We start from the raw sequence: 24,124 nt of genomic DNA, 5'->3' as shown, positions 1-24,124 counted from the left end.
AGCAGGAACAAGGAAGCTCAACGTGCGTATTGTCTCGGCCAACCTCAACGGCATCCGCTCGGCCAGCAACAAGGGTTTTCTCGACTGGGCCGCGCAATCGGGGGCCGACGTGATCGGGCTGCAGGAACTCAAGGCCCAGGCTGGTGACCTGACCGATGCGATGCGCGCACCGGCCGGCTATCGCGGTTACTTCCACTACGCGCAGAAAAAAGGCTACAGCGGCGTGGGCCTGTACTGCCGGCGTGAACCGGACCGGCTGATCGAAGGGCTGGGCCTGCCGGAATTCGACGCCGAGGGCCGTTATATCGAAGCGCAGTTCGGCAAGCTGTCGGTGATCTCGGTCTACCTGCCTTCCGGCTCCTCCGGCGAGGAGCGTCAGCAGGTGAAATTCGCCTTCATGGCCGCATTCTGGCCCCACCTGGCACAGCTTGCGCAATGCGGACGTGACATCCTGCTGCTGGGCGACTGGAACATCGCGCACAACGAGATCGACCTGAAGAACTGGAAGGGCAACCTGAAGAACTCAGGCTTCCTGCCCGAGGAACGCGCGTGGATCGGCCGGGTGTTCGGCGAACTCAAGCTGGTTGACGTCTGGCGCACGCTCTATCCGGACGCCCCCGGCTACACCTGGTGGAGCAACCGTGGGCAGGCCTACGCCAAGGATGTGGGCTGGCGCATCGACTATCACATCGCCACCGCCGCCCTCGCCGCCACGGCCCGGCAGGCCAGTGTCTACAAGGACGTGAAATTCTCCGACCACGCGCCGCTGGTCGTGGATTATGACTATCCGCTGTGAAGCCGGCATAGCGGCGTCGGGCCCATCCCCTCGCCGACGTGCCCTCTTCAGCATTGCCCGGCGTGGTTTACATCCGACCCACTGCCAGGGATTGGGAAGCCGTTGCAGCTGCAAGCCGGAACGTGGCACGCCCTGCACCTGCCCCATCTGGCTTGGCTGCTATCTGGTTCGGCTCCAGCCAGTGCGACAGCTGCAAGCAGCCGCCAAAGCACTGATGGCTCTCGCTTACCTGGCATTCGCCTTCCGGCGGGTACGCAAGGTATGCGCTGTATGAACACACAGAGCAAACTCTCGCATCACGTCGATGGCGAGTGGCAACGCCACAGCTTTCTGCCGACGTACTACATACAGTCGGACCAGTTGATTGCGGGCTTGCCCGCCAACTCATTGGAAGTCTTTGAAACACTGTCCAAGCAGCTCACAGCGCCGCTCTACCTCCTCTACGTGTTGCATACACCCCGCGGTGAAGGTGCGCCCGGGCGATACCAGAGCCCGGAAATGGACACGACAACGGTTGCAACGCTGCTGCGCAAATATCAAGCATTGCTCACGGGCGATGCGCGATGCGATCTGTGGGTGCATTCCCCTGAAGACAACGCGACCCTGGTGCTTGATCGGCACAACCTACTGTTTGCCTACGGCCCGCTGCAAGGCTTCGCCGCAACCCTGAATCAGCTGGGCTTTCTTGAAGGGGAACCGGTCATTCCGCTCCCACACCAGCATCACTATCGCGAGACACTGGACTTCGCTGCCCGGGAATTGCTCGCCGAGCTGCCATGGCGGTACACCCCGCTGCGTCCCGAAGACGAGCAGTAGCTACGCGGGCCTGAACCCCAATGTCGCCTGCACCGCACGCTGCCAGCCGCCATACAGCGCCTCGCGTCGTTCCGGCGCCATCTGCGGCGTGAAACGCTGTTCCTCCTGCCATTGGCCGACCAGCGCCGCCGCATCATCCCACACACTCGCCGCCAGCCCAGCCGGATAGGTCGCGCCCAGCGCCGTCGTCTCACGCTGCTTGGCGATGTCGACGGCGTCGATGCCGGCCCGGTTCACTGCCTCGGTCATCGTCACCAGCGCGCTGCTGAAGATCTCGTGTGCATCGTGCTCCACAGCCCGGCTGGCGGAAACGCTGGGTGACCTCGCACTGGGCATGCGCCACCGGCAGGCCGCCGGCAATCGAATACACTGCAGCGCGTGCTGGCGGTGCCCTGGTCGATGGCGAGCAGATAAGGGGCAGCGGGCAAGGGATGATCTGGGAAGAAGACGCTTCACCATACATCGTCACCACTGCCTGCAATGCACTCGCCACAATCGCAGGTCCCCACCGGAACACGGGGATACGCCATGCGATACTGCGCGCTTGTCCCGCTAGCAGCCCTGCCCATGTCGCTCGCCACCTACACCGCCGTCTTCACCAACCGCCGCATCGCCGCGGCGATGTTCCTAGGCTTTGCCTCGGGGCTGCCGCTGGCGCTGACCGGCTCGACGTTGCAGGCGTGGTTGTCTGACGCCGGGCTCGATGTGAAGACCATCGGCTGGTTCACGCTGGTGGGACAGCCCTACACCTGGAAATTCCTATGGGCACCGCTGATCGATCGCTTCGTGCCACCGTTGCTGGGGCGGCGACGCGGTTGGATGGTGTTGGCGCAGCTGGCGCTGGCGCTGGCGATCGCCGGCATGGGCGGGCTCGATCCGCAACAGCATCTGGCGACCTTTGCGGTGCTGGCGGTGATGATTGCGTTCTTCTCCGCCACGCAGGATGTGGTGATCGACGCCTATCGCACCGAGCTGGTCCACCACGAGGAGCGCGGCGCCGCGGCAGCGGTGGGGGTGTTCGGCTACCGCATGGCCATGCTCACTTCCGGCGCGCTGGCGCTGATCCTGGCGGATGGCATCCTCAGCTGGCAGCACACCTACTGGGTGATGGCGGCACTGATGGGCGGCATGGTGCTGGTGAGCTTCCTCGCGCCCGAGCCCACGCTGGCGGCGCGGCCGCCGCTGACCCTGAGCGAGGCGGTGGTGGCGCCGCTGCGCGAGTTCTTTTCGCGCAAGGGTGCGCTGCTGTTGCTGGCACTGGTGATCGCCTACAAGCTGGGCGATGCCTTTGCCGGCAGCCTTTCCACCAAGTTCCTGCTGGACATGGGCTACAGCAAGAGCCTGATCGGCCAGGCCAACAAGGTGTTCGGCCTGATCGCCACCATCGTCGGCGGCTTCGCCGGTGCAGCGCTGATGGTGAAGCTGGGGCTGTATCGCTCGCTGCTGTGGTTCGGCACCGCCCAGGCGTTCACCAACCTGGGCTATTGGCTGATCGCCACCACGACCTCGCCCGGCAACGAACTGCTGTTCCTGGCGATCGGTCTGGAGAACCTGGCCGGCGGCATGGGCACCACCGCGGCAGTGGCCCTGTTGATGGCGCTGTGCAACGTGCGCTTCACCGCAACGCAGTATGCGCTGCTGTCGGCGCTGGCCGCCTTCGGCCGCGTCTACGTGGGCCCTGCTTCGGGCTATATCGTGGCAGCCTTCGGCTGGGCGGATTTCTTTGTGATCAGCGTGCTGGCGGCCTTGCCGGGCGTGCTGCTGGTCTGGAGCATGCGGGCCAGGATCAGGGCGCTGGATCACGATCCGCAGGCGGCAACAGCGCAAGAGTAGGCGCACCACATCAAGGCGGCGCCTGCGGCGTAGCCGGGCGCCACCGATACAACCCGCCTTGACCGCATCGCGCCCACCTGCCGCGCCACCGCTACTGTCGCCGACCAAAGCAAGCCCGGTTCACCGCCTTCAGGACATTTCGCGCTGCCTGCCGGGAACGCAACACCCGGTTTTGTTGGCCGCTCCAATCTAACTTCCCATTAACCCGGCGTTGGTTTCGAACGGGCTTTCAAGGCGCCCAGCATTGCTTCGGCCTAAAAAATCCGGGCTATTCTCAGCACGCCCTGGTCTTTCATTGAACCAGTGGTCGCATTTTTGCCTTTATCATCAATCTGCACAAAACTTCGAGCAATGTTTGCCCGGATTATCCGATGATATCGGCTACTTTCTTTTCTGTTTCATTGGTTGATCCGGCGTGTTTCCCCAGTCGACTTCTTTTCCGTCCGAATTGTTTCTGGCCCAGCCTGAGTCCAAGGTCAAAGTTGGAAGAATACTTATTCTTGAGCAGGCATGTTGTTGGAACAAGACATTCCCAGTGCCGCCGGCTTCATCACCGTATCTTCATCGTCATCCATCCACCTTTTCTGATGTTCCCGGATAACGCAGGAGCCAATCGGTTTCATGGCGCAATGGAAAGCTGGGGTACGGAACGACCCTGGCCCTTTTGCAATGGATCATGCAAACCGGAATCTGCCCACCGATTCCCGCAACTCATCTGCAAGCTTCACCAGCCGGCGGGCCGCGTCGGCGGCGGAGGTGGAGGCCGAGGCGTTCTGCTCGGTCATACGGGCCACCTGCTCGACGTTTTGCGCGATCTCGTTGCTGGCGGTGCTCTGTTCCTTCATGGACATATTGATGTCCCCGACCAGGGAGCTCATTTGCTGCACGCTCTCGCGGATCGCCTCGATGCGCTCGTGTACGCCACGCGCCTGCTCGACACCGCTGTCCACCAGGGTCACCACATTGCCCATGCCGGCCACCGCATCGCGCGCGCCGCCAGTCACGGCATTGATCTTTTCTCCGATTTCCCGCGTGGCATTCGTGGTGCGCTCGGCAAGCTTGCGCACTTCGTCGGCAACGACCGCGAAGCCCCGGCCGGCCTCGCCGGCGCGAGCGGCTTCAATGGCCGCATTCAGCGCCAGCAGGTTGGTCTGGTCGGCTACCTCCTTGATGAGCGTCACGATGCTGGAAATGGCCTGCACCTGCTGATCCACCGATTCAATCGTGGTGGAGGCGTGTGCCACCGAGCCGGAAATCGCGATGATCTTGTCCACCACGCTTTGCACTTGCTCCGCACCGTGTCGCGCAAGGCGGGTCGAATCGGTCGCCAGCGTTTCGCCGTCGCGGGTGCGGTCGGCCACATGGCTGATGCTGACAGTGCTTTCCTCGACGGCCGCCGCAGCCGAAGCTGTGGCGCCGTTCTGCTGCTCAACCGCACCGGCGACCTGGCTTGCAATCGACTCGAGATTGCGGCCGAGCTGCTCAACGCCCGCCGTGCGCTGTGCCACGTCACGCAAAGTGCCTTGCCATGTGACAAGCAGCGCGTCGAATGCCTGGGCTGTGGTGGCCACCTCATCGCGGCCCTGCACGCCTGCCCGCCCGGTGAGATCGTGCGTGTGCCGCACATGCTCGATGCTGGCTTGCAAGGTGGAGAGCGGGCGCACGATCAGGCGCGTGATGTAAACCGTCAGGAAGACGGCCAGAACAATGGCTATTGCAAGTAATGACCATCCCGTGGTGCGGCTGGTGTCATAAGCTTGCTGGGCTTCTTTGGTGCCAGCGGCAATCAGGTCGCGCTGCTGCCGTTTGATCACTTCGATGGCTTCCGTATATGCACGGCGCAGTGGAAGTACACGGGTTTGCACCTCGCGCTCTGCCCCGTCCATATCGCCGACATTGTGCAAGGCAATCGCCTTGTCATACGCCGCAATGTATTCGCCCCGTGTGCGGTGGATATCTGCCAGCAACTGCTTGCCTTGGGCTGTATATACCAAGCTTTCCAGCGATTTGAGCTTTTCCGATACGGCCGCGCGGTTGGCGGCAATGCTGGCGCGCAAAGCCTCTTGTTCTTCAGGGCGATTGAGCAAATCGAGCAGGTTGGTGGTGTTCTCGGTGGCAGCGAACTGAATGTCGCCGCTCAACTCCATTTTGCGTACGTCATACGAAACGATTTTCTGCATGTTCCGATGCTGGATGCCCATCTGGAGCAGCAGAAATATGGTCAACATCGTCATGACGAGAGTAAGGCCGGTAAACCCGATGGCCAACTTGTGTTGTACCCGAAGATCGCGCATTTGACTTGCTCCGCAAACGGCGACCGGTGCGGCGCCCTTCACAAATCATGGCGCAGACAACCGGAGATCGCTAATTGATTGTAACAATTCGCATCATAGTAAGGTAATACCTTACAAACAAAACCCAGCCGACTTGCCATTGGGCGGTGCCCATCGCCGCCATCAGAAAAACCCAGGCAATGGAGTCATGTTGATGCGAAGTTGTAAGGTATGGAGCACGGTGTTTGTTCGCGTGGCGCTTGCCACAGGGGATACGGTGGTCAGTGCACACGCCTGGGGATCATTGCGGCGCGCGGCATGGCAGTGGCAGGCGTCAAACAATCAGGCTACTTTCGCCCCAGTTTGCGTGGATCGAAGCCCGTCGCCAGCGCGGTACCCACCAACACCAGTGCCGCGCCCACCAATGTGTGGTGGCCGATGGTTTCGCCGAGCAGCAACACGCCCCACAGCACGCCGAATACCGGGATCAGGAAGGTGACGGTCAGTGTCGGCGCAGGGCCGATATCCTGCACCAGCCGGAAATACAGCAGATACGCTGCGCCGGTGCAAACCACACCCAGCGCCAGCACCGCGCCGACCGCAATGCCACTCGCCACCGGTGCAGCCGGCTGCCACAGCAGCAACGGCGCCATCAGCGCACTGGCGGCCCACATGCTGCCGTGGGCGGCGGCAAAGGGCGGCATCTGAGCGGCATGACGCTTGCCGTAGCTGCTGGCAAGCGCATAACAGAAGGTGGCCACCAGCACCGATGCGATCGCCCAGCCCGCACCAGGCGCGCTGCTGGCGCTGTCCAGCCCCACCAGCACCGCCACGCCGACCACACCCAACAACAGGCCGCAAGCCGCTTTCAACGTCGGTCTCACACCCAGCCATACCGCGGCCACCAGTGCACCCCAGATCGGCGTGGTGGCATTGAGGATGGACATCAGCGATGCAGTCAGCGTGCGTGCCGCCAAGCCATAGCACAGGAACGGCAAGGCCGTGTTGAACAGACCCAGAATGGCGTAATGGCGCCAATGCGTTCGCTGCAGCGGGGTACGGACCCACAGCAATGCCGCCGTCCCCAGGAAGGCGGCACCGACCATGACGCGTCCCGCCGCCGGGATCACCGGCCCCAGCACAGGCACCGACAGGCGCATGAACAGGAACGAAGCACCCCAGATGGCGGCAAGCAGGATCAGGCGCAAGGCAGAAGCAGTATTCATCATCCGATCCGTCAACAATCCCCCCCAGGATGCCATGCCTACCTGCTGCCCGCCTCCCGTTTGTTGTCGCCAATCGATGCTTTGGCGGAGGCAGGATTGATCGCAGCCTTCGCTGACAACGCCTCTTCGATGACAAGCTGCAACACCAGTACCAAATGCATTGGCCTCCCTCATTGGGCACCTCACCGGGCTGCACTCAACCCTCGACACAACATCTGTGTAGGAATCCAATTGGCGGCGGGCGCGTGTGCTCTTCCACGCACTATCGATATTTCACAAAACAAGTAAGCAAAATATTAGAATTTATTCATTTTTGCTTTTGTCATAATTCAGAAACGCGGATATAGTTGCAGCTGATCACTGCACTGATCCAGCGATAGCGCCATCGCTGCCGGACAATGCCCGTGATCCGGCAACACACCGCGTCGTGCCTTCAACAGTTCACTCAAGGCACTGCCACAGCAATTACTTACAGGAACATCCGCCATGTACAGACCTCTGCTTGCCCTGCTTGCAGCCGCCTGGCTGAGCCCCACCTGGGCCGCCGCACCCATCCCGGAATGGCGCGAGGGCGATGGCTATCTGGTCGGCGTGGCCGTGCAATACCAGGGCCAGACCTACAAGGCGCTGCAATCGCATACTGCCCACAAGGGCACTAACTGGAACCCCGTCAACACCCCGGCGCTGTGGCAGCTGCAACGCGATCCGGTGCAGCGCTGCGCGCCGTGGCAGGAAGGTGCGGCCTATCAGGTCGGCGACAAGGTGCGGTACGAGGGTGGCTACTACCGGGCGCAGCAGGCGCATACCGCCTACCAGGGCACAGGCTGGTTCCCGCCCAAGGTGCCGGCGCTGTGGCAGCCGATCACGCAATGCGATGCCGTGACCCCGGTGCCGCCGGGCAATGGCGAGACCATCAACGGCATCAAGGTTCCACCCGACCCCGGCGCCGAAGGACGCAGGACCCTGGCCGGCATCGACAGCGACAACGATGGGGTGCGTGACGACGTGCAGCGATTCCTGGCCAAGGAGGTGGGGCAGCATCCGGCGCGGTTCAGATACGCGATGGAAATGGCGAGGATTACGCAGCTGGAGATTTTGGCTGCAAGTGGGAATGACCGGGAAAAGGCAAGGACATTAAGTAACCAAAAAGAAATCCCATTTGAATGTTTTCACAATACATTTATTAAATCAAAAGACAATTATAAATGGAGAATGGAATATTCAAAGAAATTGGCCGCGCTGCATGCCAACACACCAGATCGCATGAAAACCGTAGTAAGAAGCAGCGAATTGCTTAGTTGGATGATGCTTCAACCCCCGCTTCGCATTCAATGCGACTAAGGGTAAAGCATGAAAACAAAGATCATTTTTCTCAGCCTTTTCTACGCAAATTTGGCATTCGCCGAGCTGAATCAGTGCGACCAGATTCCAGTCATCATTCATATCAATGGAATCAACACCCTGGCCGACGATGCAAGGGAAAGCAGAAAAATGCTTAATGAAGCTTTGCAAGAAGAACTAGGCCACCCTGTCAAAACCACTCTCGCCTACAACCAGACCCACGGCTTCTTTGCCGATATCGCCCAGACCTTCTACCAGCTCAACCAGCAAAACCCCGACGAAGCCCCGGAAAAGATCGCCCAGGCGCTGTTGTACGGCGAAGCACCGGCCGGGCTGGAGCCCCGCCTGGCCGAGGCGGCGCAGCGCTATTACCGCGCCCAATACGAGCGGGCCATGCTGGCGCAATTGACGCTGGACGAGGAAAGCGAAATCCTGCGCGATATCCGGCAGGCGACCAGCAATGACGACAAGGTGCTGCTGGTACCCCATTCGCAGGGCAACCTGTTCGCCAATCGAGTGTATACGCTGTTGACGCAGAACGGCGTACCCGATTCGGGCCAGGTGCGTATCTTTGGCGTGGCGTCGCCGGCGGACCGGGTGCTGGGCAACGGCAGTTATCTCACCTCGAGCAAGGATCTCGTGATCGGCGGCCTGGATCTGCTGCGCAATGTATTGCCCAGCAACATTGTCGTGCCCGCCGGGGACACTTTGGGCCACGGTTTCAAGGAAACCTATCTGAACCCGGAATTGAACGGGCGGGAAGCCATCGTGGCAGGGCTGTTGACGGCCATCGAGAAGATGAATACGTCGACCAACCCATTCTATGCAGATGATCCTGTGTTGAGCCGGGCGCCGTTGGTATTTTCTTATTACAACACGCCGGTAGGCGAGGAATACCATGCATTGTGGCGTGCCCATGGTTGGGGAGGCGCCCTGAAATCTTTAATTGGCCTATATCATGTGACGAATGCGCGTGGCACGGTTCGATACGATACGGGGCGTAGACCGCCCAGCGCCCCATTGGAAACCGTCATCAGTGTGGCAAAGACGATTTCCGAAGGAGTAAACGCCCGATTCATCTACGGCATTTCCTGCGCACCCTATCCCCTTGGAAATGGGGCCAAGCTGGAGCAAGGGGATTATGAGATCAAAGGGGACTTTGGATATGCCTCGCCCATTGGTCAACCCGAAGTCCCTCTCGGCCTGCCAACTGGCTTCTCGTTGGAGAAACAAGGCTGGCATTACGACTACCATTTCGATACCACGACGCAACAGCGGTCGCTGGACGATTCGCACTCGACCATCCCCAACCGTGAGGGATATCCCGGCTTTTCTACCGGCTTTATCAATCTGATCCTCGGCAAGGCCGTCGTCACCGAAGATGAGGTCACTGGCCGCTACAAGATCGAGTGGCAGCCGACCCCCGAATTGAAAGCGACCGAAATCCACCACTGAGGGTTCCGACTGCAGCAACAAACAGGGCGCAGCGCGCCCTGTTTCGTTGCACGCCCGAATTGGCCCGATCAGATGCCGCGTTCGGTCACCGACAATGCGTGACGCCAGGCCGGCTTGAGCTGATAAAGCTGTGCCGGGCGGTGTGCGTTGCCGCTGGAGAACGCGCCAGGGATGGCTTCGAGCACCGCCAACTCGTCCATCTTGCGACGAAAGCTCACCTTGTTGAGCGGCTCGCCCAGCACCGCCTCGTAGACCGTCTGCAGTTGCGGCAACGTGAAAGGCGCCTGGCATAGATGCATCGGCAGTGATGAATAGCTGCTCTTGTTGCGTACCCGGTGTACTGCAGTCTCGACGATCTGTGCATGGTCGAAGGGCAGGCCGCGCAGGTCGTCCACTGGACACAGTGCCGTGGTACCGCTGCAGTCTTTGCCGTTGCCGATCAGGTTTTCCGGCACCAGCGCGTAGTAGGCCACGCTGACCGACCAACCACGTGGATCGCGCGCCGGCCCGCTGAAGGTTGCCAGCTGTTCCAGATATGGGCTCTGGATACCGAGCTTGTCCTGCAGCACCCTGAGTGCGGCATCGCGGGTATCGCGGTCGGTATGGGGGTGCACATAGCCGCCTGGCAAGGCAAGCACGTTCTGGAACGGCTCACGTTCACGCCGGTGCAACAGCACATGCAGCGCGGCGGTCCGCAGCGTCAGCAACACCACGTCCACGGTACAGATCACGTCCCCCATGCCTCCTCTCCTTGATGCAATCTTTCCAGTTAGGATATTTTATAGACTAACATTTCCCAACTTGATTTAAGCCACCCAGACATTCTAACCGTACTTTCTGGCGATCCATGTATCCCATTGTCGGCGACCAACGACTATTAGTTGCAATAATAAACTAAGTACACTACATTGGCATTCATACGCAGCCGGAGACGCCGTCATGTTCAAGCAGCATCTGTTGATCATTGATCCGCAGAACGACTTCTGCGATCTGCCCCCCGGATTCCGCCCGCCCGATCCGCTGCTGCAAGGCACACACCGTGCACCGGCATTGCCTGTTGCGGGCGCCCATGCCGATATGCTGCGCCTCGCCACATTGATTGATGCCATTGGCGATCGGTTCAATGCCATCACCATCACGCTCGATTCGCATCAGCGGCTCGATATCGCGCATCCCACGTTCTGGCAAGACGGTGATGGCACGCCGATTGCCCCGTTCACCCAGATCCGCGCCGTGGATGTGGCGAACGGCCGTTACATGCCGCGCGACCCGGCCGCCACTGCCCGTGTATTGGACTATCTTGGCGCACTGGAAGCCAAGGGCCGTTACGTGCACATGGTCTGGCCGGTGCATTGCGAGATCGGCAGCTGGGGCCATGCAGTGCACGATAGCCTACGTTCTGCCTACAACCGTTGGGAAGAGCGCACGCTTGGCATCGTGGCCAAGGTGGTCAAGGGCACCAACCCGTGGACCGAACACTACAGCGCCATCGAAGCCGAGGTGCCGCTGGACGAGGATGCCAGCACCCAGGCCAATGCCCCGCTGGTGGCTGCACTCGATGTGGCCGATCGCATCGTTGTCGCTGGCGAGGCCGGCAGCCACTGCGTCAGGGCCACCGTCGAGCACCTGGTGGCACGCCTGCCGGACGGCGCGACACGGTTGACCCTGCTGACCGATTGCATGAGCGCCGTGGCGGGCTTTGAAACGCAGTATCGCGACTTCCTCACCGACATGCAGACCCGCGGCGCCAGGCTCGCCACCAGCCTTGACTTGGCGGCGGCATCGCCGGCCTGATACGGCCTTGATGAGACAACCGGAAACCGAGATGAACGCGCCCATCGTACGCAGCCTGCTGGAAAACGATCTTTACAAGTTCACCATGTGGCAGGCCCTGCTGCACCACCAGCCCGGCGCGATGGCCGAATACGCCTTCGTCTGCCGCAATACGCCGGCCTTCGCGCTGGCCGATCTGAAAGCCGAGGTCGAGGCCGAGCTGGACCACCTGTGCAGTCTGCAATTTGCTGCGGACGAGCTCGATTACCTGCGCGGTCTGCGCTTCATCAAAAGCGATTTCGTCGATTTCCTGAGCGTGTTCCATTTCCAGCGCCGCTTTGTCACGGTCAGCACCGAGGGCGAGACACTGCGCATCGTGGCGCGCGGACCGCTGGTGCACGTGATGGGGTTCGAGATCTTCGTGCTCTATATCGTCAACACGCTCTACCACCGCCGGCTGGGTGACAGCGAGGCTGTGCTCGCCGAAGCGCGCCAACGCCTGCAGGCCAAGATCGATGTGATCAAGGCAGCGGACGCCGAATTGCGGGACGAGGCGGAATTCCCGTTCGTGCTGTTCGATTTCGGGTTGCGCCGGCGTCATTCGGCGCAGTGGCACGACGAGGTGCTGGCAGCGCTGACGCGCGAACTGCCGCACTATCTGCGCGGCACGTCGAATGTCCACCTGGCCAGGCGCTATGGCATCACACCGATCGGCACGATGGCGCACGAGTATCTGCAGGCCTACCAGGCGTTCGGCTCGCGGCTGCGCGATTTCCAGAAGTCGGCGCTGGAGGGCTGGGTACAGGAATATCGCGGCGACCTGGGCACGGCATTGACCGACGTGATCGGCATGGATGCCTTCCTCGCCGATTTCGACCTGTATTTCGCCAAGCTCTTCGACGGATTGCGCCATGATTCGGGCGACCCGGTGGCATGGGGCGAGAAAGCGATCGCGCACTACCAGAAGCTGCGTATCGATCCGCGCACCAAGCGGCTGGTGTTCTCGGACGGGCTCAATCCGCAGAAGGCGCTGGCGCTGTACCGGCACTTCCATGGCCGCATCCATACCAGCTTTGGCATCGGCACCGACCTGACCAACGACACCCCGCAGCGGGCGCTCAACATCGTGATGAAACTCACGCATTGCAACGGCCAGCCGGTGGCCAAGCTCTCCGATGCGCCGGGCAAGACGCTGTGCGAAGACCAGACGTTCCTCGCGTATTTGCGGCAGGTGTTCAGTCATACGGCCAGTTAGGCCGGCAGCCCGCTGCCCTACATTCTGGACAAACCCATGGAAGCACAAACACTTGAACCCGGGATTGCCTCAATCAATTCAGGGCCTCCAACTGCAATTCCGGGGGTCAGAATCGATGGTCAATCACTGGAAATTACCCTGCTTGGGCACGAAAGAATAAGCCTGTATGTCTTCAATTATTTAATGTTTCCCATTGCGAAGAAACGTGAGGGAATTGAGAAATACAGTTTCTCCGGGCCATATTTGGGCTTGTACCATGATACGGCCGATCCCCGCGAAGGGCCTTACGTCAATCACCATATTGAAAAACTTGAGATTACTATTTTCTACCCGACTTGTGACAAAGCAAAATTCATAATTAAGGGCTGCTGCGATATTACTAAATCTTCGTTTGATCCGTATTGGTACAGAGGGCCAGTTTCTGGGTTTTGGCTTTTTGAAATTTGTTTTACACATAGCTTCCAGAAATGCCAGTTATCAGTCTAGACCAACAACATTCCGAACAAATCTGTGTCATGGATGATGATTTATGTAAATTCATTGAGTTCGCCCACAAACCAAATAGTTTCACCACACGACTCGGCGAACTCGAAATAATCGAAGAACTGTGCAACTTCGTAGCGAAGACCCCATAGGGTGTTTGGGATGAATACCCAAGAGGAAGCGGCTTGCTCAACCACCTCTTGATTGGATTGAAAACATGTAAATTCCGTGAGGCTCTCAAACCGGACATTATTTTGTTATACGAGCGCTGGTACCAATAACTGCCATCGAAAGCCAATATCGCCTTCCGGTCTCTCCAACCTTTTATTGAGGACCACCATGCTTCGTATCACCCTCGCCCAGCTCAATCCCACCGTCGGTGACTTCGCCGGCAACCTCGCATTGATGCGCGCCGCGGCCGAAACGGCGCAACGCGATGGCGCGCAACTGGTGGTGTTTCCCGAGCTGTCGCTCACCGGCTACTACCCGGGCGATCTGCTCGACGAACCGGCCTTTCTCGCCGCCAGCGACGCGGCGCTGGCCGAGCTGCTCGCCGCCAGCCATACCACGCCCGGCCTCAACTGGGTGATCGGCGCACCCACGCGGCGCCAGGGGCCGGGCAAGCCGCTGTCCAACAGCCTGCTGGTGATCGCCGATGGCGAAGTGCGTTTGCAGTACGCCAAGCAACTGCTGCCCACCTACAACATCTTCGACGAGCGCCGCCACTTCGAGCCGGGGCCGGACAACAACCGCGTGCTGCGCATTGGCGCATGGCGCGTCGGCTTTTTGATCTGCGAGGATGGCTGGAACGATGACGGCCGCGACTATGCGGTCAATCCATTCCAGCGGCTGGCCGAGGCCGCGCCGGACCTGGTGGTGTCGATCAACGCCAGCCCGTCCAACATCGGCAAGCGCGAACAGCGGCATCGGCTGTTTGCCACTGCCAGCCACCGCCACGATCTGCCGCTGCTCTACGTGAACCAGGTCGGCGGCCAGGACCAGCTGGTGTTCGACGGCGCCTCGTTCGCCGTCACCCCGCAGGACGGCGTGGTGTTCGAGGCGCGGCGTTTCGAGGAAGACGTGCGCACGCTGGCATTCGACGGCGCACGCTTCGTCGCCGCCGATGGCGCCGCGCTGCCCGCGGTCGATCCGGCCGGCCTGCCGGCGATGGCGTTCTACCGCCGGCAGACCGTGCTGGGGCTGCGCGACTATGCCCGGCGCTGCGGCTTCACGCATGCGGTCATCGGCTGCTCGGGCGGCATCGACAGCGCATTGACGCTGGCGCTGGCGGCCGAGGCGCTGGGCGCCGACAACGTCACCGCCATCACCATGCCCTCACGCTTTTCCAGCGCCGGCAGCGTCGACGATTCGGTCACGCTGTGCCGCAACCTGGGTGTGCGGCTGATCGAGCATCCGATCCGCGATATGGTCGATGCCTATGCCACGGGCTTTGCCGCGGCCTTCGGCGCGCCGCTGGCGGGCCTGCCGCTGGAGAACCTGCAGGCGCGGGTGCGCGGCACGGTGTTGATGGAATATTCCAACGCGTATGGCCATCTGCTGCTCACCACCGGCAACAAGAGCGAGATCTCGGTCGGCTACTGCACGCTGTACGGCGATACCAACGGCGGACTCGGGCTGATTGGCGATCTGTACAAGACCGAGGTCTACGCGCTGAGTCGCCACCTGAACGAGGCGGCCGGCCGTGAGTTGATCCCCGCGCCCATCCTCGACAAGGAACCGTCCGCCGAGCTGGCGCCCGGCCAGCGCGATACCGACAGCCTGCCACCCTACCCGGTGCTCGATGCGCTGCTGAAGGTACTGGTCGAAGGCCCGTTGCTGGGCCAGGACGAACGCGCGGCGGTCGAGGCCGAATACGCCCGGCTGACCGCCGATGCGGGCGGCCAAGCGCTGGTGGCACGCATCCGCAGCCTGATCGCCCGCAACGAATACAAGCGGCGCCAGGCCCCACCCATCCTGCGGCTGCGTGCCCGTGCCTTCGGCAGCGGCCGGCAGATGCCCATCGCCGCCCGCCACGTGTTCTGACCGGAGTCCTTGCCATGTCCCATGATTTCGACTGCGCGGTATTGATCGGCCGCTTCCAGCCTTTCCACCTGGGCCATGCCGTGCTGCTGGCCGAAGCGCTGCGCCGTGCGCCGCAAGTGATGGTGGTGTTGGGTTCCGCTCACCGTGCGCGCGATGCCAAGAATCCGTTCACCTGGCAGGAACGCGCGGCGATGATCGCCGCCACGCTGCCCGAAGCCGATGCCGGCCGCGTGCGCTTTGTCCCGGTACGCGACTACTACGACGATGCGCGCTGGACCGCAGCGGTGCAGGCCGGTATCGCCGGTGACACACCATCGCGCCGCGTGGCGCTGATCGGGCACGAGAAGGATGCGTCGAGCTACTACCTGCAGCGCTTTCCCGACTGGACGCTGGTCCGTATGCCATTGCAAGGCGAACTGGACGCGACCGGCGTGCGCCAGATCCATCTGGGGCTGGATGAGCCGGCAGCGGCCGATGCGCTGCTCACCACGCTGGTGCCCCACCCGGTGGCAGCCTATCTCAAGGGTTGGCGTGCGTTGCCGGCGTACGCACAACTGTGCGCCGAGCACGCGGCACTGATCGAGAACCGCAAACGCTGGGGCAGTGGGCCGTTCGTGACGGTGGATGCCGTGGTCGAGGTGGCAGGCCATGTGCTGCTGGTCGAGCGCAAGCACATGCCGGGGCAGGGGCTGTGGGCGCTGCCTGGCGGTTTTCTCGATGGCCGCGAGCGCCTGTTGCAAGGGGCGATCCGCGAGCTGCGCGAGGAAACCGGGCTCGCGCTGTTCGACAGTACGCTGCATGCCGCGCTGCGCGGAGTGGCGGTGTTCGATCACCCGGATCGCAGCCTGCGTGGCCGCACCATCACCCACGCCCACCACTTCGGCATCGCGATGGAACGCCTGCCCGAGGTCGCCGGCAGCGACGACGCCGCCGACGCACGCTGGGTGCCGATCGCCGAACTGGCGGCGATGGAATCACGTTTCTTCGAGGACCACTTCCATATCCTCGACCACTTCCTGCAACTGACCGGCTGAGCATCGGGCCTGGCGCTGCCTGTATCACCTGTGGCCGCGCTGACGGGGAGCGTGCCTGCCGGCTGGCCGCTGCCCTGCTAGCGGGTGCTTCACCTGCCGCACAAGCACCGCGCTTTTCCCGGGACAGTTGGCAGGCGCGTAATGGCAGCGGGCAGGACACGACCGGTGCGGCATCGCACGCCCGCATACCGTGCCACAAACAACCTTTGCAACGAGCGCGACAGTGCCGGCATGGGCTCACCCGCCACGGCGTTGCCGGACGGGTTTTACCATTGGTATGTAGCCTCGGCGTCTAGTCGGCCAGCGCCGCAAGCCGGGCGCGTACCTCGGTTGCGGTGCCAAGCTGCAGCACCTCGTTGGCCAGCTTCAGGCAATCGGCGCGATTGAGCTTGCGCACCAGTGCCTTGATCGACGGAATGGCCGGCACGCTGACCGACAGTTCATCGACACCGATACCGAGCAGCACCGGCACCGCCAGCGGGTCGGATGCGATCCCGCCGCATACGCCGACCCATTTGCCCTGCGCATGCGCACCTTTGACGGTCATGGCGATCAGCCGCAGCACGCCGGGATGCAGTGCATCGGCCTGCTTGGCAAGCTTGGGGTGGCCACGATCCATCGCCAGTGTGTATTGGGTCAGATCATTGGTGCCGATCGAGAAGAAATCCACCTCGCGCGCAAAGATCTCACTCATCACGGCGGTTGAAGGCACTTCGACCATGATGCCGAACTTGATCTCGGCGGTGACGCCAAGCGCTGCCTTCTCCTCGGCCAGGATGGCCTTGGCCTCGCGCACCTCGTCGAGCGAGGCGATCATCGGGAACATGATGTGCAGCCTGGCGAAGGGTGCGGCACGCAGGATGGCGCGCAACTGGGTACGCAGGATCTCCGGCGCGGCAAGGCACAGCCGGATGCCGCGCACGCCGAGGAATGGGTTTTCCTCGGCCGGCAACGGCAGATACGGCAGCGGTTTGTCGCCCCCCACGTCCAGGGTGCGGATCACCAGCGTGCGCTCGGTGCCAAGCGCCTTGGCGATGTCGGTATAGATCTGGCTCTGTTCGGCCTCGGTCGGTGCGTCGGTGCGCTCCAGGTAGAGGAACTCGCTGCGCAGCAGGCCCACGCCTTCACTGCCCAGCTGCACGCCCTGCACAGCTTCGTCCAACCCGCCGATATTGGCCACCACTTCGATCCGCACCCCATCGCGGGTGATCGCCGGATGATGGGCGCTTGCCTGCTCCTCGGCGCGTTTCTCGGCCTGGGCCGCCTGTTTGTCGCGGATCTGCTGGATCTCGGCATCGCTTGGGTTGCGGCGCAACGTACCCTTGGTGCCGTCCAGGATCACCGGCACACCATTGGGTAGTTGCAGCACACTGTCTTCGATGCCGCAGATGGCCGGGATATTGAGTGAACGCGCCAGGATGGCCACATGGCTGGTGGCACCGCCGCCAGTGGTGGCAAAGCCCAGCACCTTGGTGCGATCCAGGCTGGCGGTGTCCGAAGGCGTGAGTTCCTCGGCGATCAGGATGGCGTTGTCCGGCACCACGAGCTCGGCCTCCTTGACGCCGGCCAGCAGGCGCAGCACGCGCCGGCCGACATCGCGGATATCGTTGGCACGGCCGGCAAGGATCTCATTCTGCAGCCGGGCGAGCTTGTCGGCGTAGGTGGTGAAGGCCTGGCGCCAGGCGAACCCCGCGCTCTTGCCATTGCTGATGCCGGAAATCGCGATATCGAGCAGATCCGGATCGGCCAGCAGTTCCTGGTGGGCGGCGAAGATCTCGGCCTTGGCGGCGTCCTCGATCTCGGCCTTGAGTGCTTCGAGCTGCTGGCGTGCCTCCTTGAGCGCATCATCCAGCCGCCGGCGCTCGACCTGGGCGTTGGCGCCGGTTTCGCGCACTTCGATCACATCCTGCCTGACCTGGAAGATCTGGCCCACTGCGAGGCCGGGCGATGCGGATACGCCGGTCAGCACGTTCGGATCGCTCGAATGCGGCTTCACCACCTGTTTGATCGGCGGCTTGGGCGCTGGCGGCGGCACGCCCGGGCCGCAATCCTCGCCGCAGCCGGAGCGGATCAGCTCGACCAGCGCCTTGACCGCCGCCTGCGCGTCCGGACCGCTCGCCTTGACCTTGATCTCGTCGGCGTACTTCACCTCAAGGCCCATGATGCCCACGACCGACTTGGCGTTGCCTTCGTCTGCACCGCGCAGCAGCTTGATGTCGCTCTTGTAGGTCTTGGCTGCATTGGCCAGCACCGCCGCCGGGCGGGCATGCAGGCCGGTGCGGTTGGGCACCTTCACCGGGTCGGAAACAACGGCATCGACAGCCACGGCCGCGGTGGAAGCCGCATCGTCGGCGACGATCAGATCGAGCACCAGCGCCGGCGTCAGACCTGCACGGGCGAAGCCGCTTGCGGGCAGGTAGGCGGCAACCTTGTCGCCATTGGTGATCACAAGTTCGGTGACGATGCTCTTGCCGCGCTGCATGATCAACTCGGCATCGAACTCGATCAACGGCTGGCCGGCACGGACCGTATCGCCTTCCTTGACCTGCGCGCGGAAGCCTTCGCCCTTGAGCATCACCGTATCCAGTCCGATATGCAGCAGCAGCTCGATGCCCTCGACGGTCTGCAGCGTGATCGCATGCTGCGAGGCATGCAGCTGTTTGACCTTGCCGGCCGCGGGTGCGACAAGCACGTTGGACGTCGGATCGATCGCAATCCCGTCACCGACCATCTTCTGCGCGAATACTGGATCCGGCACGGTTTCCAAGGGGACGATCAAGCCGGTCAGCGGGGCTAACAGTTCTATGCGCTGGTGGGACATGGGAATACAACCTCAAGGTGCGTAAAGGCCAATCGGATCCGCCGTATATCAGCGTTTGCTCCAGAGTGTAGAGCCGGTCCCATAGACGAGCTGTGAAATTTTTCCAGTTGTCGTACCTATCCAAGCCGGATTTGATGCAAATCGAATTTGGGCCGCATATCACGGCAGCACCGGTGGACTCTGTGCACGCAGTATGCCAGCCGGTGTGATCACCAGATCCAGATGCAGATCCCAGCGTTCAGCCGGCACATGGCAGACGCGCTGCTCATCGAACGCAAGCCCCACCAGCAGCGGTTTACGCCAGCGACGGCGGATGCGCCGGAAATGGAAGGTGGTGTCGTAGTAACCGCCGCCCTGTCCAAGACGCGCCAATGCAACGTCAAACGCGAGCAGTGGCACGAACACCACGTCCAGTGAGCGGGCGGCGACCACTTCGTGGTGGTGTGGCTCGAGGATGCCGAACTGTCCAGCACGCCATTCGGATGCCGCATCCAGCCGGACGAAGTCCATTTTGCGGCCGCGGCGTGGTACATGGGGCAGATACAACGCACAGCGTCGGCGCAACGCCTGCAGGATCAAGGGCCAGGTCGACAACTCACTGCCGGTCGGCACATAGGCGGCCAGGCGACGCCCGGCGCGAAACAGGCCGAGCGCCAGCGCGTGCCGTGCCACCGCAACGCTGGCTTCATGCCGCACGGCCGCGCCGAGTGCGGCGCGGCGGGCACGGATCATGCGCCGCAACGCCAGCTTGTCTTGGGGTGGATTTGGAGAAGGAAACACGAAGAAGGGGCTTCCCGCGAGTGCCGTCCGGTTCAGCATCCTGAACCCTGAGGTTCAAGTGGTCACCAGCTCGCCGCCATCAGGTGCGTTCGACGAAGGAACGCGCACAACAGGCAGCTGGATTGCCGGCGACCGATGCAAAAGCTTATCGGTTCAAGGAATATAAAACCGGACAAACACCGCAGGAAAGCAACGGTTGCACTCGCCGCGCCGGCCGGATCAGAACAGTGCCGCCTGATCCTGCAGCGCCGCGTCGAGCGTTGCATTCATGTGGGCGATTCTACGCCGATACGCAGCGATGTCAAAACCGCCGGCCTCGACATGCAGGTACTCGTGGGCAAAGTTGAGCGCGGCCATGATGGCGATCTTCTCGATGCCGATCACTTTGCCGCTTTCGCGGATCTCGTGCATCTTGGCGTCGAGCATGCGTACCGCCTCCAGCAACGCATCTTCCTCATCCACTGGGCAGGCCACACGGAACTCACGGCCCATGATGCTCACATCAAGCTGCTTGATCTCGCTCATTCCTCGGCCTCCGCTGCGCCCGGCAGCCTTGCCAGCACCGCAGCCACCCGGGTCTTGGCGCCGTCCACCTTGGCAACCAGCTGCTGGTTCTGCTGCTGCAACGCCAGGACCTGTTGCCGCAAGCTGCGGTTTTCGGCTTTCAACTGACCGCACAGGCGTGCAATCTGCCCGATTTTGTCGCTAAGAACAGCAAGTTCGGCGTCCATGAAATGCTCTCCGGTGGCCCTTGGCGATTCTAAGGCATTTTGCGGTCGCCAACGTGCAGGGGCAGGCGGCGTGGCGTCGCTTCAATCGGCAGGCAGCGTTTCGACTTCAGCTGGTGGCGGCGTCAGGAAATCCTCCGGGGTCTCCAGCGAGATCCGTCCGAGCGTACCGCTGCGAAAGTCGGCCAGGATCAGCTCGGCGGTCTTTTGCCGGTCAATGCGTCCACCGCCCAGCATCGCGCCGCGCTTCCTGCCGATCTCGGTGAAAAGCTCATCGGCCGGCCGGTCCAGCCGGTCAAGGCCATAGCGCGCAGCAAGCAGCTGCGGGTAGCGCTGCTGCAACAGTTCCACTCCGAACCACGCCACATCCTCATCGTTGTAGGCGTTGCGCCCGACCGACCCCGCCATTGCCAGCCGGTAGCCGGATTCGGGCCGCTCGATCTTGGGCCAGAGCAGACCCGGGGTGTCGTAGAGGATCATCCCTTGGGCGGTTTCCACGCGCTGCTGCGATTTGGTCACACCAGGGGTATCGGCCACATTGGCAATGCGCCGGCTCATCAACAGGTTGATCAATGTGGATTTGCCGACATTGGGAATGCCGAGGATCAACGCACGTACCGGCTTTTCCATACCGGTGCGGTGAGGCACCAGCTCACGGCACCACTGGGGCAGCTTCCTCACCTGCGCCTGCTTGTTGTCCTCGCCCATCAATACCGCGGCAGTCGCATCCTGCGCCTTGAACCAGGCAAGCCAGCGCGCATTCAACGCCGGATCGGCCAGATCGGCCTTGTTGAGGATCTTGAGCGCAGGGCGCTGCCGCGCACGACGCAACACATCGATCATCGGATTGGTGCTGGACAGCGGCAGCCGCGCATCCACCAGCTCGATCACCAGATCCACCTTGGCCATGGTCTCTGCAACCGCCTTGCGGGCTGCGTTCATATGCCCGGGAAACCACTGGATCGACATGGATCTTCCTTGCGTAAAAGCGGGCGATTATACCTGCGAGCGAAAAGCGCACGGAAATCAACAGCTTGTACTGTGGAAAACAGCAGTGTCGCTGTGGAAAACCCAGGATGGCGAGCAAGGCTGCAAAACCATCACCGTTTTATCCACAGCCAAACCAGAAGGTTCCGGCGAGGTCAATCAAGCGGCAAGCCACTGATCAATAAGGAAAATATGAGTTATCCACAGCAACGGCCCGGCCTTATTAACTATTCTTAGTCTTTCTATTCCAACATTGTTGTATAAGCCGGAACACAAACAAGCCTGCTGGATGCATATCCTGCAAGCACACCACCGCGGCAGAAACCCTGCAAACGGTGTAGCCCCATCAACCGATGTGCACGCCATCGCAGTCACACCGATGCAGCATCAGCCGATCAGCAAGGATTGCGCACCATCGATCCAGACCGGTGTACCGCTGATATGGCTCGACCGCTCGGAAGCCAGGAACAGAGCAAGTTCGGCCACCTGTTCTGCAGTACCGGATCTGCCCTCGGTCAACGGCACCTGACCCTGAGGGTAGTCGACAGGTATGCCGATCGATTCCAGGTCACGCTGCTCGGTACGTTCGTTGATATCAGTCGCAATGCTGCCCGGGCAAAGTGCGTTGACCCGGATGTGAAAGGGTGCAAGCTCCAAGGCAAGCATCTGTACCAATGCCAGTTGGGCCGCCTTGGAGCAGGCATAGGCGCTGGCGCCACTGTTGCTGAAGACACGGGTACCGTTGATCGATGAAGTAACCAGGATCGCACCACCACCGGACCGCTTCAGATGCGGCACGGTGTAATGGATGGTCAGATAGGTGCCACGCAGGTTGATCGCCAGCGTCTTGTCCCATTCCTGTGGTAGCAAGGTATCGATGGGTGCCCACACACCATTGATCCCTGCGTTGGCAAACACCACGTCAAGCCGACCATGCATATCGACCAAGCGTGATACCGCATCGCGGACCGCACTGTCGTCAGCCACATCCGCAACCAGCGCCAGCGCCCGACCGCCAGCGGTTTCGATCTCGGCCACTGTTTCATCCAGCGCCGCCCTATTCCTTCCCAGCACGCCGACGATGGCACCCTCGGCTGCGAAACGCAGTGCGGTTGCACGCCCGATTCCCGAACTCGCGCCCGTTACGAGCGCCACTTTGTCTTGCAATTGCATCGATCACTCCTTGTGCCACGGCAACATCCGTGTCACTGGATCGTGCGGCGCAGTGGTGCAAAGGGCACTGGCACTTCTTGCCTTGGCCCTCACAGAAACCGGCACTAGACCGGGTTTCCACAAAGAAAGGAACATGGCCGTACTGCAAGTTCTGCAAATGGGCATGTAAAAGCAACGCACCATTGCCGTTGCAGCAGCTTTTCAGCAGCGCTTATTCCGGCACGTTTTCTGCATAGCACTGGGCGTTACTTCTTCGGCCCGGCCTACTCATGAACCACCCGAACCAGCCTGACCTTGAAACATTCGAGCCACTGTCGCTGGCACCGGCTGTGCCAGCGCTATCGCGGATCCAGACACAGCAGGACCAACAACACACTCGCCAGACACTGTTGCAGGGGCTGTTGGCACCACAAGCGCGGATCTGCCCGAAGTTTCTCTATGACGAGCAAGGCTGCGCGCTCTACAACGCCATCTGCAACCTGGCGGAGTATTACCCGACCCGTACGGAAGCCGGCATCTTCAACCGCTACCGGAACGAAATCGCCCGGAAACTGCCACGTGGCTGCCAATGGGTGGACCTTGGATGCGGTGATGGCGCAAAAGCGTTCGAGTGGCTGATGCATGTGAACGCCACCCGCTACGTGGGCGTCGACATCGCCAGCGATTGGTTGCAGAACACATTGCAATCCGGTGCCAAGCGCTTTCCAGAGATCGAGTTCATCGGCATCGTCACCGACTTCACCAAGCCATTGAAGCTGGACAGAGTCATTGCCAGTGCCGAGGAAATGACCCCGGTACTGTTCTATCCCGGTTCATCGATCGGCAATTTCGAACCTGAAGCCGCATTGTCCTTGTTGCAGGCGATGCGCATGCACCTTGGACGCGACGGCAAGCTGCTGATCGGTGTGGATACGCCCAAGGATACGAAGCTGCTTGAAGCAGCGTACGACGATGCATTGGGTGTGACTGCGGCGTTCAACCGCAATGTGCTGCGTGCAGTGAACCGCGAACTGGGCAGCGACTTCGATCCACGCGGGTTCGCACATCGCGCGGTATTCAATGCCACACACAGCAGAGTGGAAATGCACCTGGTGTCACTGCGCGAGCAGCTGGTGCACCTGGAGAGCCAGGCAAGGCATTTCGCGGTGGGCGAATACATCGTCACCGAACACTCGTACAAATACAGTACGGAGCGCTTCACCGAGCTGCTGTCGTTGGCCGGATTCGGCCGGATCGATCATTTCAGCGACGAAACCGGCGGGTTCAATGTCTTTCTGGCAAGTCCGGCAGGGGCATTGGAATGAGGG

General features: G+C 61.6%; 23 protein-coding genes and 1 other RNA gene. 12 read left to right on the top strand and 12 right to left on the bottom strand.

Going from position 1 to position 24,124, the window contains the following annotated elements:
- The first annotated feature begins 22 nt into the window (after window positions 1-22).
- Both N8I74_RS01780 and N8I74_RS01775 read left to right on the top strand, forming a co-directional pair.
- The gene (locus tag N8I74_RS01780; protein ID WP_263125206.1) at window positions 23-796 is read left to right on the top strand and encodes an exodeoxyribonuclease III; all 774 of its coding nucleotides are present in this window, start codon (window positions 23-25) and stop codon (window positions 794-796) included.
- 270 nt (window positions 797-1,066) lie between these two features.
- Window positions 1,067-1,612 (top strand): hypothetical protein, encoded by a 546-nt coding sequence (locus N8I74_RS01775; protein WP_263125205.1) that lies wholly within the window; start codon window positions 1,067-1,069, stop codon window positions 1,610-1,612.
- On the opposite strand, the gene N8I74_RS01770 is transcribed toward N8I74_RS01775, so the two are convergent.
- On the bottom strand, window positions 1,613-1,948 hold the full coding sequence (locus tag N8I74_RS01770; protein WP_263125204.1) for a hypothetical protein: 336 nt from the start codon (window positions 1,946-1,948) through the stop codon (window positions 1,613-1,615).
- A 231-nt stretch (window positions 1,949-2,179) separates the two neighbouring features.
- Here N8I74_RS01770 and N8I74_RS01765 point away from each other — a divergent pair, with 231 nt between their 5' ends.
- Complete coding sequence (locus N8I74_RS01765) at window positions 2,180-3,445, top strand: AmpG family muropeptide MFS transporter (RefSeq protein WP_263125203.1); 1,266 nt, start codon at window positions 2,180-2,182, stop codon at window positions 3,443-3,445.
- A gap of 674 nt (window positions 3,446-4,119) precedes the next feature.
- Here N8I74_RS01765 and N8I74_RS01760 read toward each other — a convergent pair.
- From N8I74_RS01760 to N8I74_RS01750, 3 genes are all read right to left on the bottom strand, one after another.
- Entirely contained in the window at window positions 4,120-5,739 is a 1,620-nt protein-coding gene (locus N8I74_RS01760) for a methyl-accepting chemotaxis protein (protein WP_263125202.1), read from the bottom strand.
- A gap of 326 nt (window positions 5,740-6,065) precedes the next feature.
- Entirely contained in the window at window positions 6,066-6,944 is an 879-nt protein-coding gene (locus N8I74_RS01755) for a DMT family transporter (protein ID WP_263125201.1), read from the bottom strand.
- A gap of 38 nt (window positions 6,945-6,982) precedes the next feature.
- Window positions 6,983-7,105, bottom strand: coding sequence for a hypothetical protein (locus N8I74_RS01750; RefSeq protein ID WP_263125200.1), 123 nt, complete (start codon window positions 7,103-7,105; stop codon window positions 6,983-6,985).
- Between the two features lie 325 nt (window positions 7,106-7,430).
- Between N8I74_RS01750 and N8I74_RS01745 the strand changes: the two genes are divergently transcribed.
- Both N8I74_RS01745 and N8I74_RS01740 read left to right on the top strand, forming a co-directional pair.
- The gene (locus N8I74_RS01745; protein WP_333783015.1) at window positions 7,431-8,285 is read left to right on the top strand and encodes a carbohydrate-binding protein; all 855 of its coding nucleotides are present in this window, start codon (window positions 7,431-7,433) and stop codon (window positions 8,283-8,285) included.
- Between the two features lie 9 nt (window positions 8,286-8,294).
- Complete coding sequence (locus N8I74_RS01740) at window positions 8,295-9,740, top strand: hypothetical protein (RefSeq protein ID WP_263125198.1); 1,446 nt, start codon at window positions 8,295-8,297, stop codon at window positions 9,738-9,740.
- A 68-nt stretch (window positions 9,741-9,808) separates the two neighbouring features.
- On the opposite strand, the gene N8I74_RS01735 is transcribed toward N8I74_RS01740, so the two are convergent.
- Window positions 9,809-10,480, bottom strand: a complete 672-nt coding sequence (locus N8I74_RS01735) for an NUDIX hydrolase (protein WP_263125197.1) — start codon at window positions 10,478-10,480, stop codon at window positions 9,809-9,811.
- 199 nt (window positions 10,481-10,679) lie between these two features.
- On the opposite strand from N8I74_RS01735, the gene N8I74_RS01730 reads away from it, so the two are divergent.
- The 5 genes from N8I74_RS01730 to N8I74_RS01710 all read left to right on the top strand — a co-directional run bounded on the left by N8I74_RS01730 (window position 10,680) and on the right by N8I74_RS01710 (window position 16,328).
- Complete coding sequence (locus N8I74_RS01730; RefSeq protein WP_263125196.1) at window positions 10,680-11,534, top strand: cysteine hydrolase family protein; 855 nt, start codon at window positions 10,680-10,682, stop codon at window positions 11,532-11,534.
- Window positions 11,535-11,565: 31 nt separating this feature from the next.
- Complete coding sequence (gene pncB, locus N8I74_RS01725; protein WP_263125195.1) at window positions 11,566-12,768, top strand: nicotinate phosphoribosyltransferase; 1,203 nt, start codon at window positions 11,566-11,568, stop codon at window positions 12,766-12,768.
- Between the two features lie 36 nt (window positions 12,769-12,804).
- Window positions 12,805-13,254, top strand: coding sequence for a hypothetical protein (locus N8I74_RS01720; protein ID WP_263125194.1), 450 nt, complete (start codon window positions 12,805-12,807; stop codon window positions 13,252-13,254).
- Between the two features lie 336 nt (window positions 13,255-13,590).
- Window positions 13,591-15,294: an NAD+ synthase gene (locus N8I74_RS01715; protein WP_263125193.1), complete on the top strand. Its 1,704-nt coding sequence runs from the start codon at window positions 13,591-13,593 to the stop codon at window positions 15,292-15,294.
- Between the two features lie 14 nt (window positions 15,295-15,308).
- Window positions 15,309-16,328, top strand: a complete 1,020-nt coding sequence (locus N8I74_RS01710; protein ID WP_263125192.1) for a bifunctional nicotinamide-nucleotide adenylyltransferase/Nudix hydroxylase — start codon at window positions 15,309-15,311, stop codon at window positions 16,326-16,328.
- A gap of 292 nt (window positions 16,329-16,620) precedes the next feature.
- On the opposite strand, the gene ptsP is transcribed toward N8I74_RS01710, so the two are convergent.
- The 6 genes from ptsP to ylqF form a co-directional block, all read right to left on the bottom strand.
- A complete protein-coding gene (gene ptsP, locus N8I74_RS01705) occupies window positions 16,621-19,149 on the bottom strand; it encodes a phosphoenolpyruvate--protein phosphotransferase (protein WP_263125191.1) in 2,529 nt (842 codons plus the stop codon).
- 159 nt (window positions 19,150-19,308) lie between these two features.
- Window positions 19,309-19,929 (bottom strand): 5-formyltetrahydrofolate cyclo-ligase, encoded by a 621-nt coding sequence (locus N8I74_RS01700; RefSeq protein WP_263125190.1) that lies wholly within the window; start codon window positions 19,927-19,929, stop codon window positions 19,309-19,311.
- 7 nt (window positions 19,930-19,936) lie between these two features.
- Window positions 19,937-20,120, bottom strand: a non-coding RNA gene (gene ssrS / locus N8I74_RS01695) — 6S RNA.
- A 28-nt stretch (window positions 20,121-20,148) separates the two neighbouring features.
- On the bottom strand, window positions 20,149-20,454 hold the full coding sequence (locus tag N8I74_RS01690) for a cell division protein ZapA (protein ID WP_263125189.1): 306 nt from the start codon (window positions 20,452-20,454) through the stop codon (window positions 20,149-20,151).
- The gene (locus N8I74_RS01685; RefSeq protein ID WP_263125188.1) at window positions 20,451-20,660 is read right to left on the bottom strand and encodes a hypothetical protein; all 210 of its coding nucleotides are present in this window, start codon (window positions 20,658-20,660) and stop codon (window positions 20,451-20,453) included. The genes N8I74_RS01690 and N8I74_RS01685 overlap by 4 nt, the downstream gene beginning before the upstream one ends.
- Window positions 20,661-20,741: 81 nt before the next feature.
- Entirely contained in the window at window positions 20,742-21,626 is an 885-nt protein-coding gene (gene ylqF / locus N8I74_RS01680) for a ribosome biogenesis GTPase YlqF (RefSeq protein WP_263125187.1), read from the bottom strand.
- Here ylqF and N8I74_RS01675 point away from each other — a divergent pair.
- Window positions 21,625-21,822 (top strand): hypothetical protein, encoded by a 198-nt coding sequence (locus N8I74_RS01675; RefSeq protein ID WP_263125186.1) that lies wholly within the window; start codon window positions 21,625-21,627, stop codon window positions 21,820-21,822. The two genes, ylqF and N8I74_RS01675, sit on opposite strands and share 2 nt — an antisense overlap.
- Before the next feature lie 209 nt (window positions 21,823-22,031).
- On the opposite strand, the gene N8I74_RS01670 is transcribed toward N8I74_RS01675, so the two are convergent.
- Window positions 22,032-22,817, bottom strand: a complete 786-nt coding sequence (locus tag N8I74_RS01670; protein ID WP_263125185.1) for an SDR family oxidoreductase — start codon at window positions 22,815-22,817, stop codon at window positions 22,032-22,034.
- A gap of 269 nt (window positions 22,818-23,086) precedes the next feature.
- Between N8I74_RS01670 and egtD the strand changes: the two genes are divergently transcribed.
- Complete coding sequence (gene egtD / locus N8I74_RS01665; RefSeq protein WP_263125184.1) at window positions 23,087-24,121, top strand: L-histidine N(alpha)-methyltransferase; 1,035 nt, start codon at window positions 23,087-23,089, stop codon at window positions 24,119-24,121.
- The last annotated feature ends 3 nt before the right edge of the window (window positions 24,122-24,124 follow it).

The sequence above is a fragment of the Chitiniphilus purpureus genome (genome assembly GCF_025642115.1).
GTDB lineage: Bacteria > Pseudomonadota > Gammaproteobacteria > Burkholderiales > Chitinibacteraceae > Chitiniphilus > Chitiniphilus purpureus.
The sequence above is the reverse complement of the archived record's forward strand: the minus strand, read 5'-3'. Positions and strand labels throughout refer to the sequence as shown.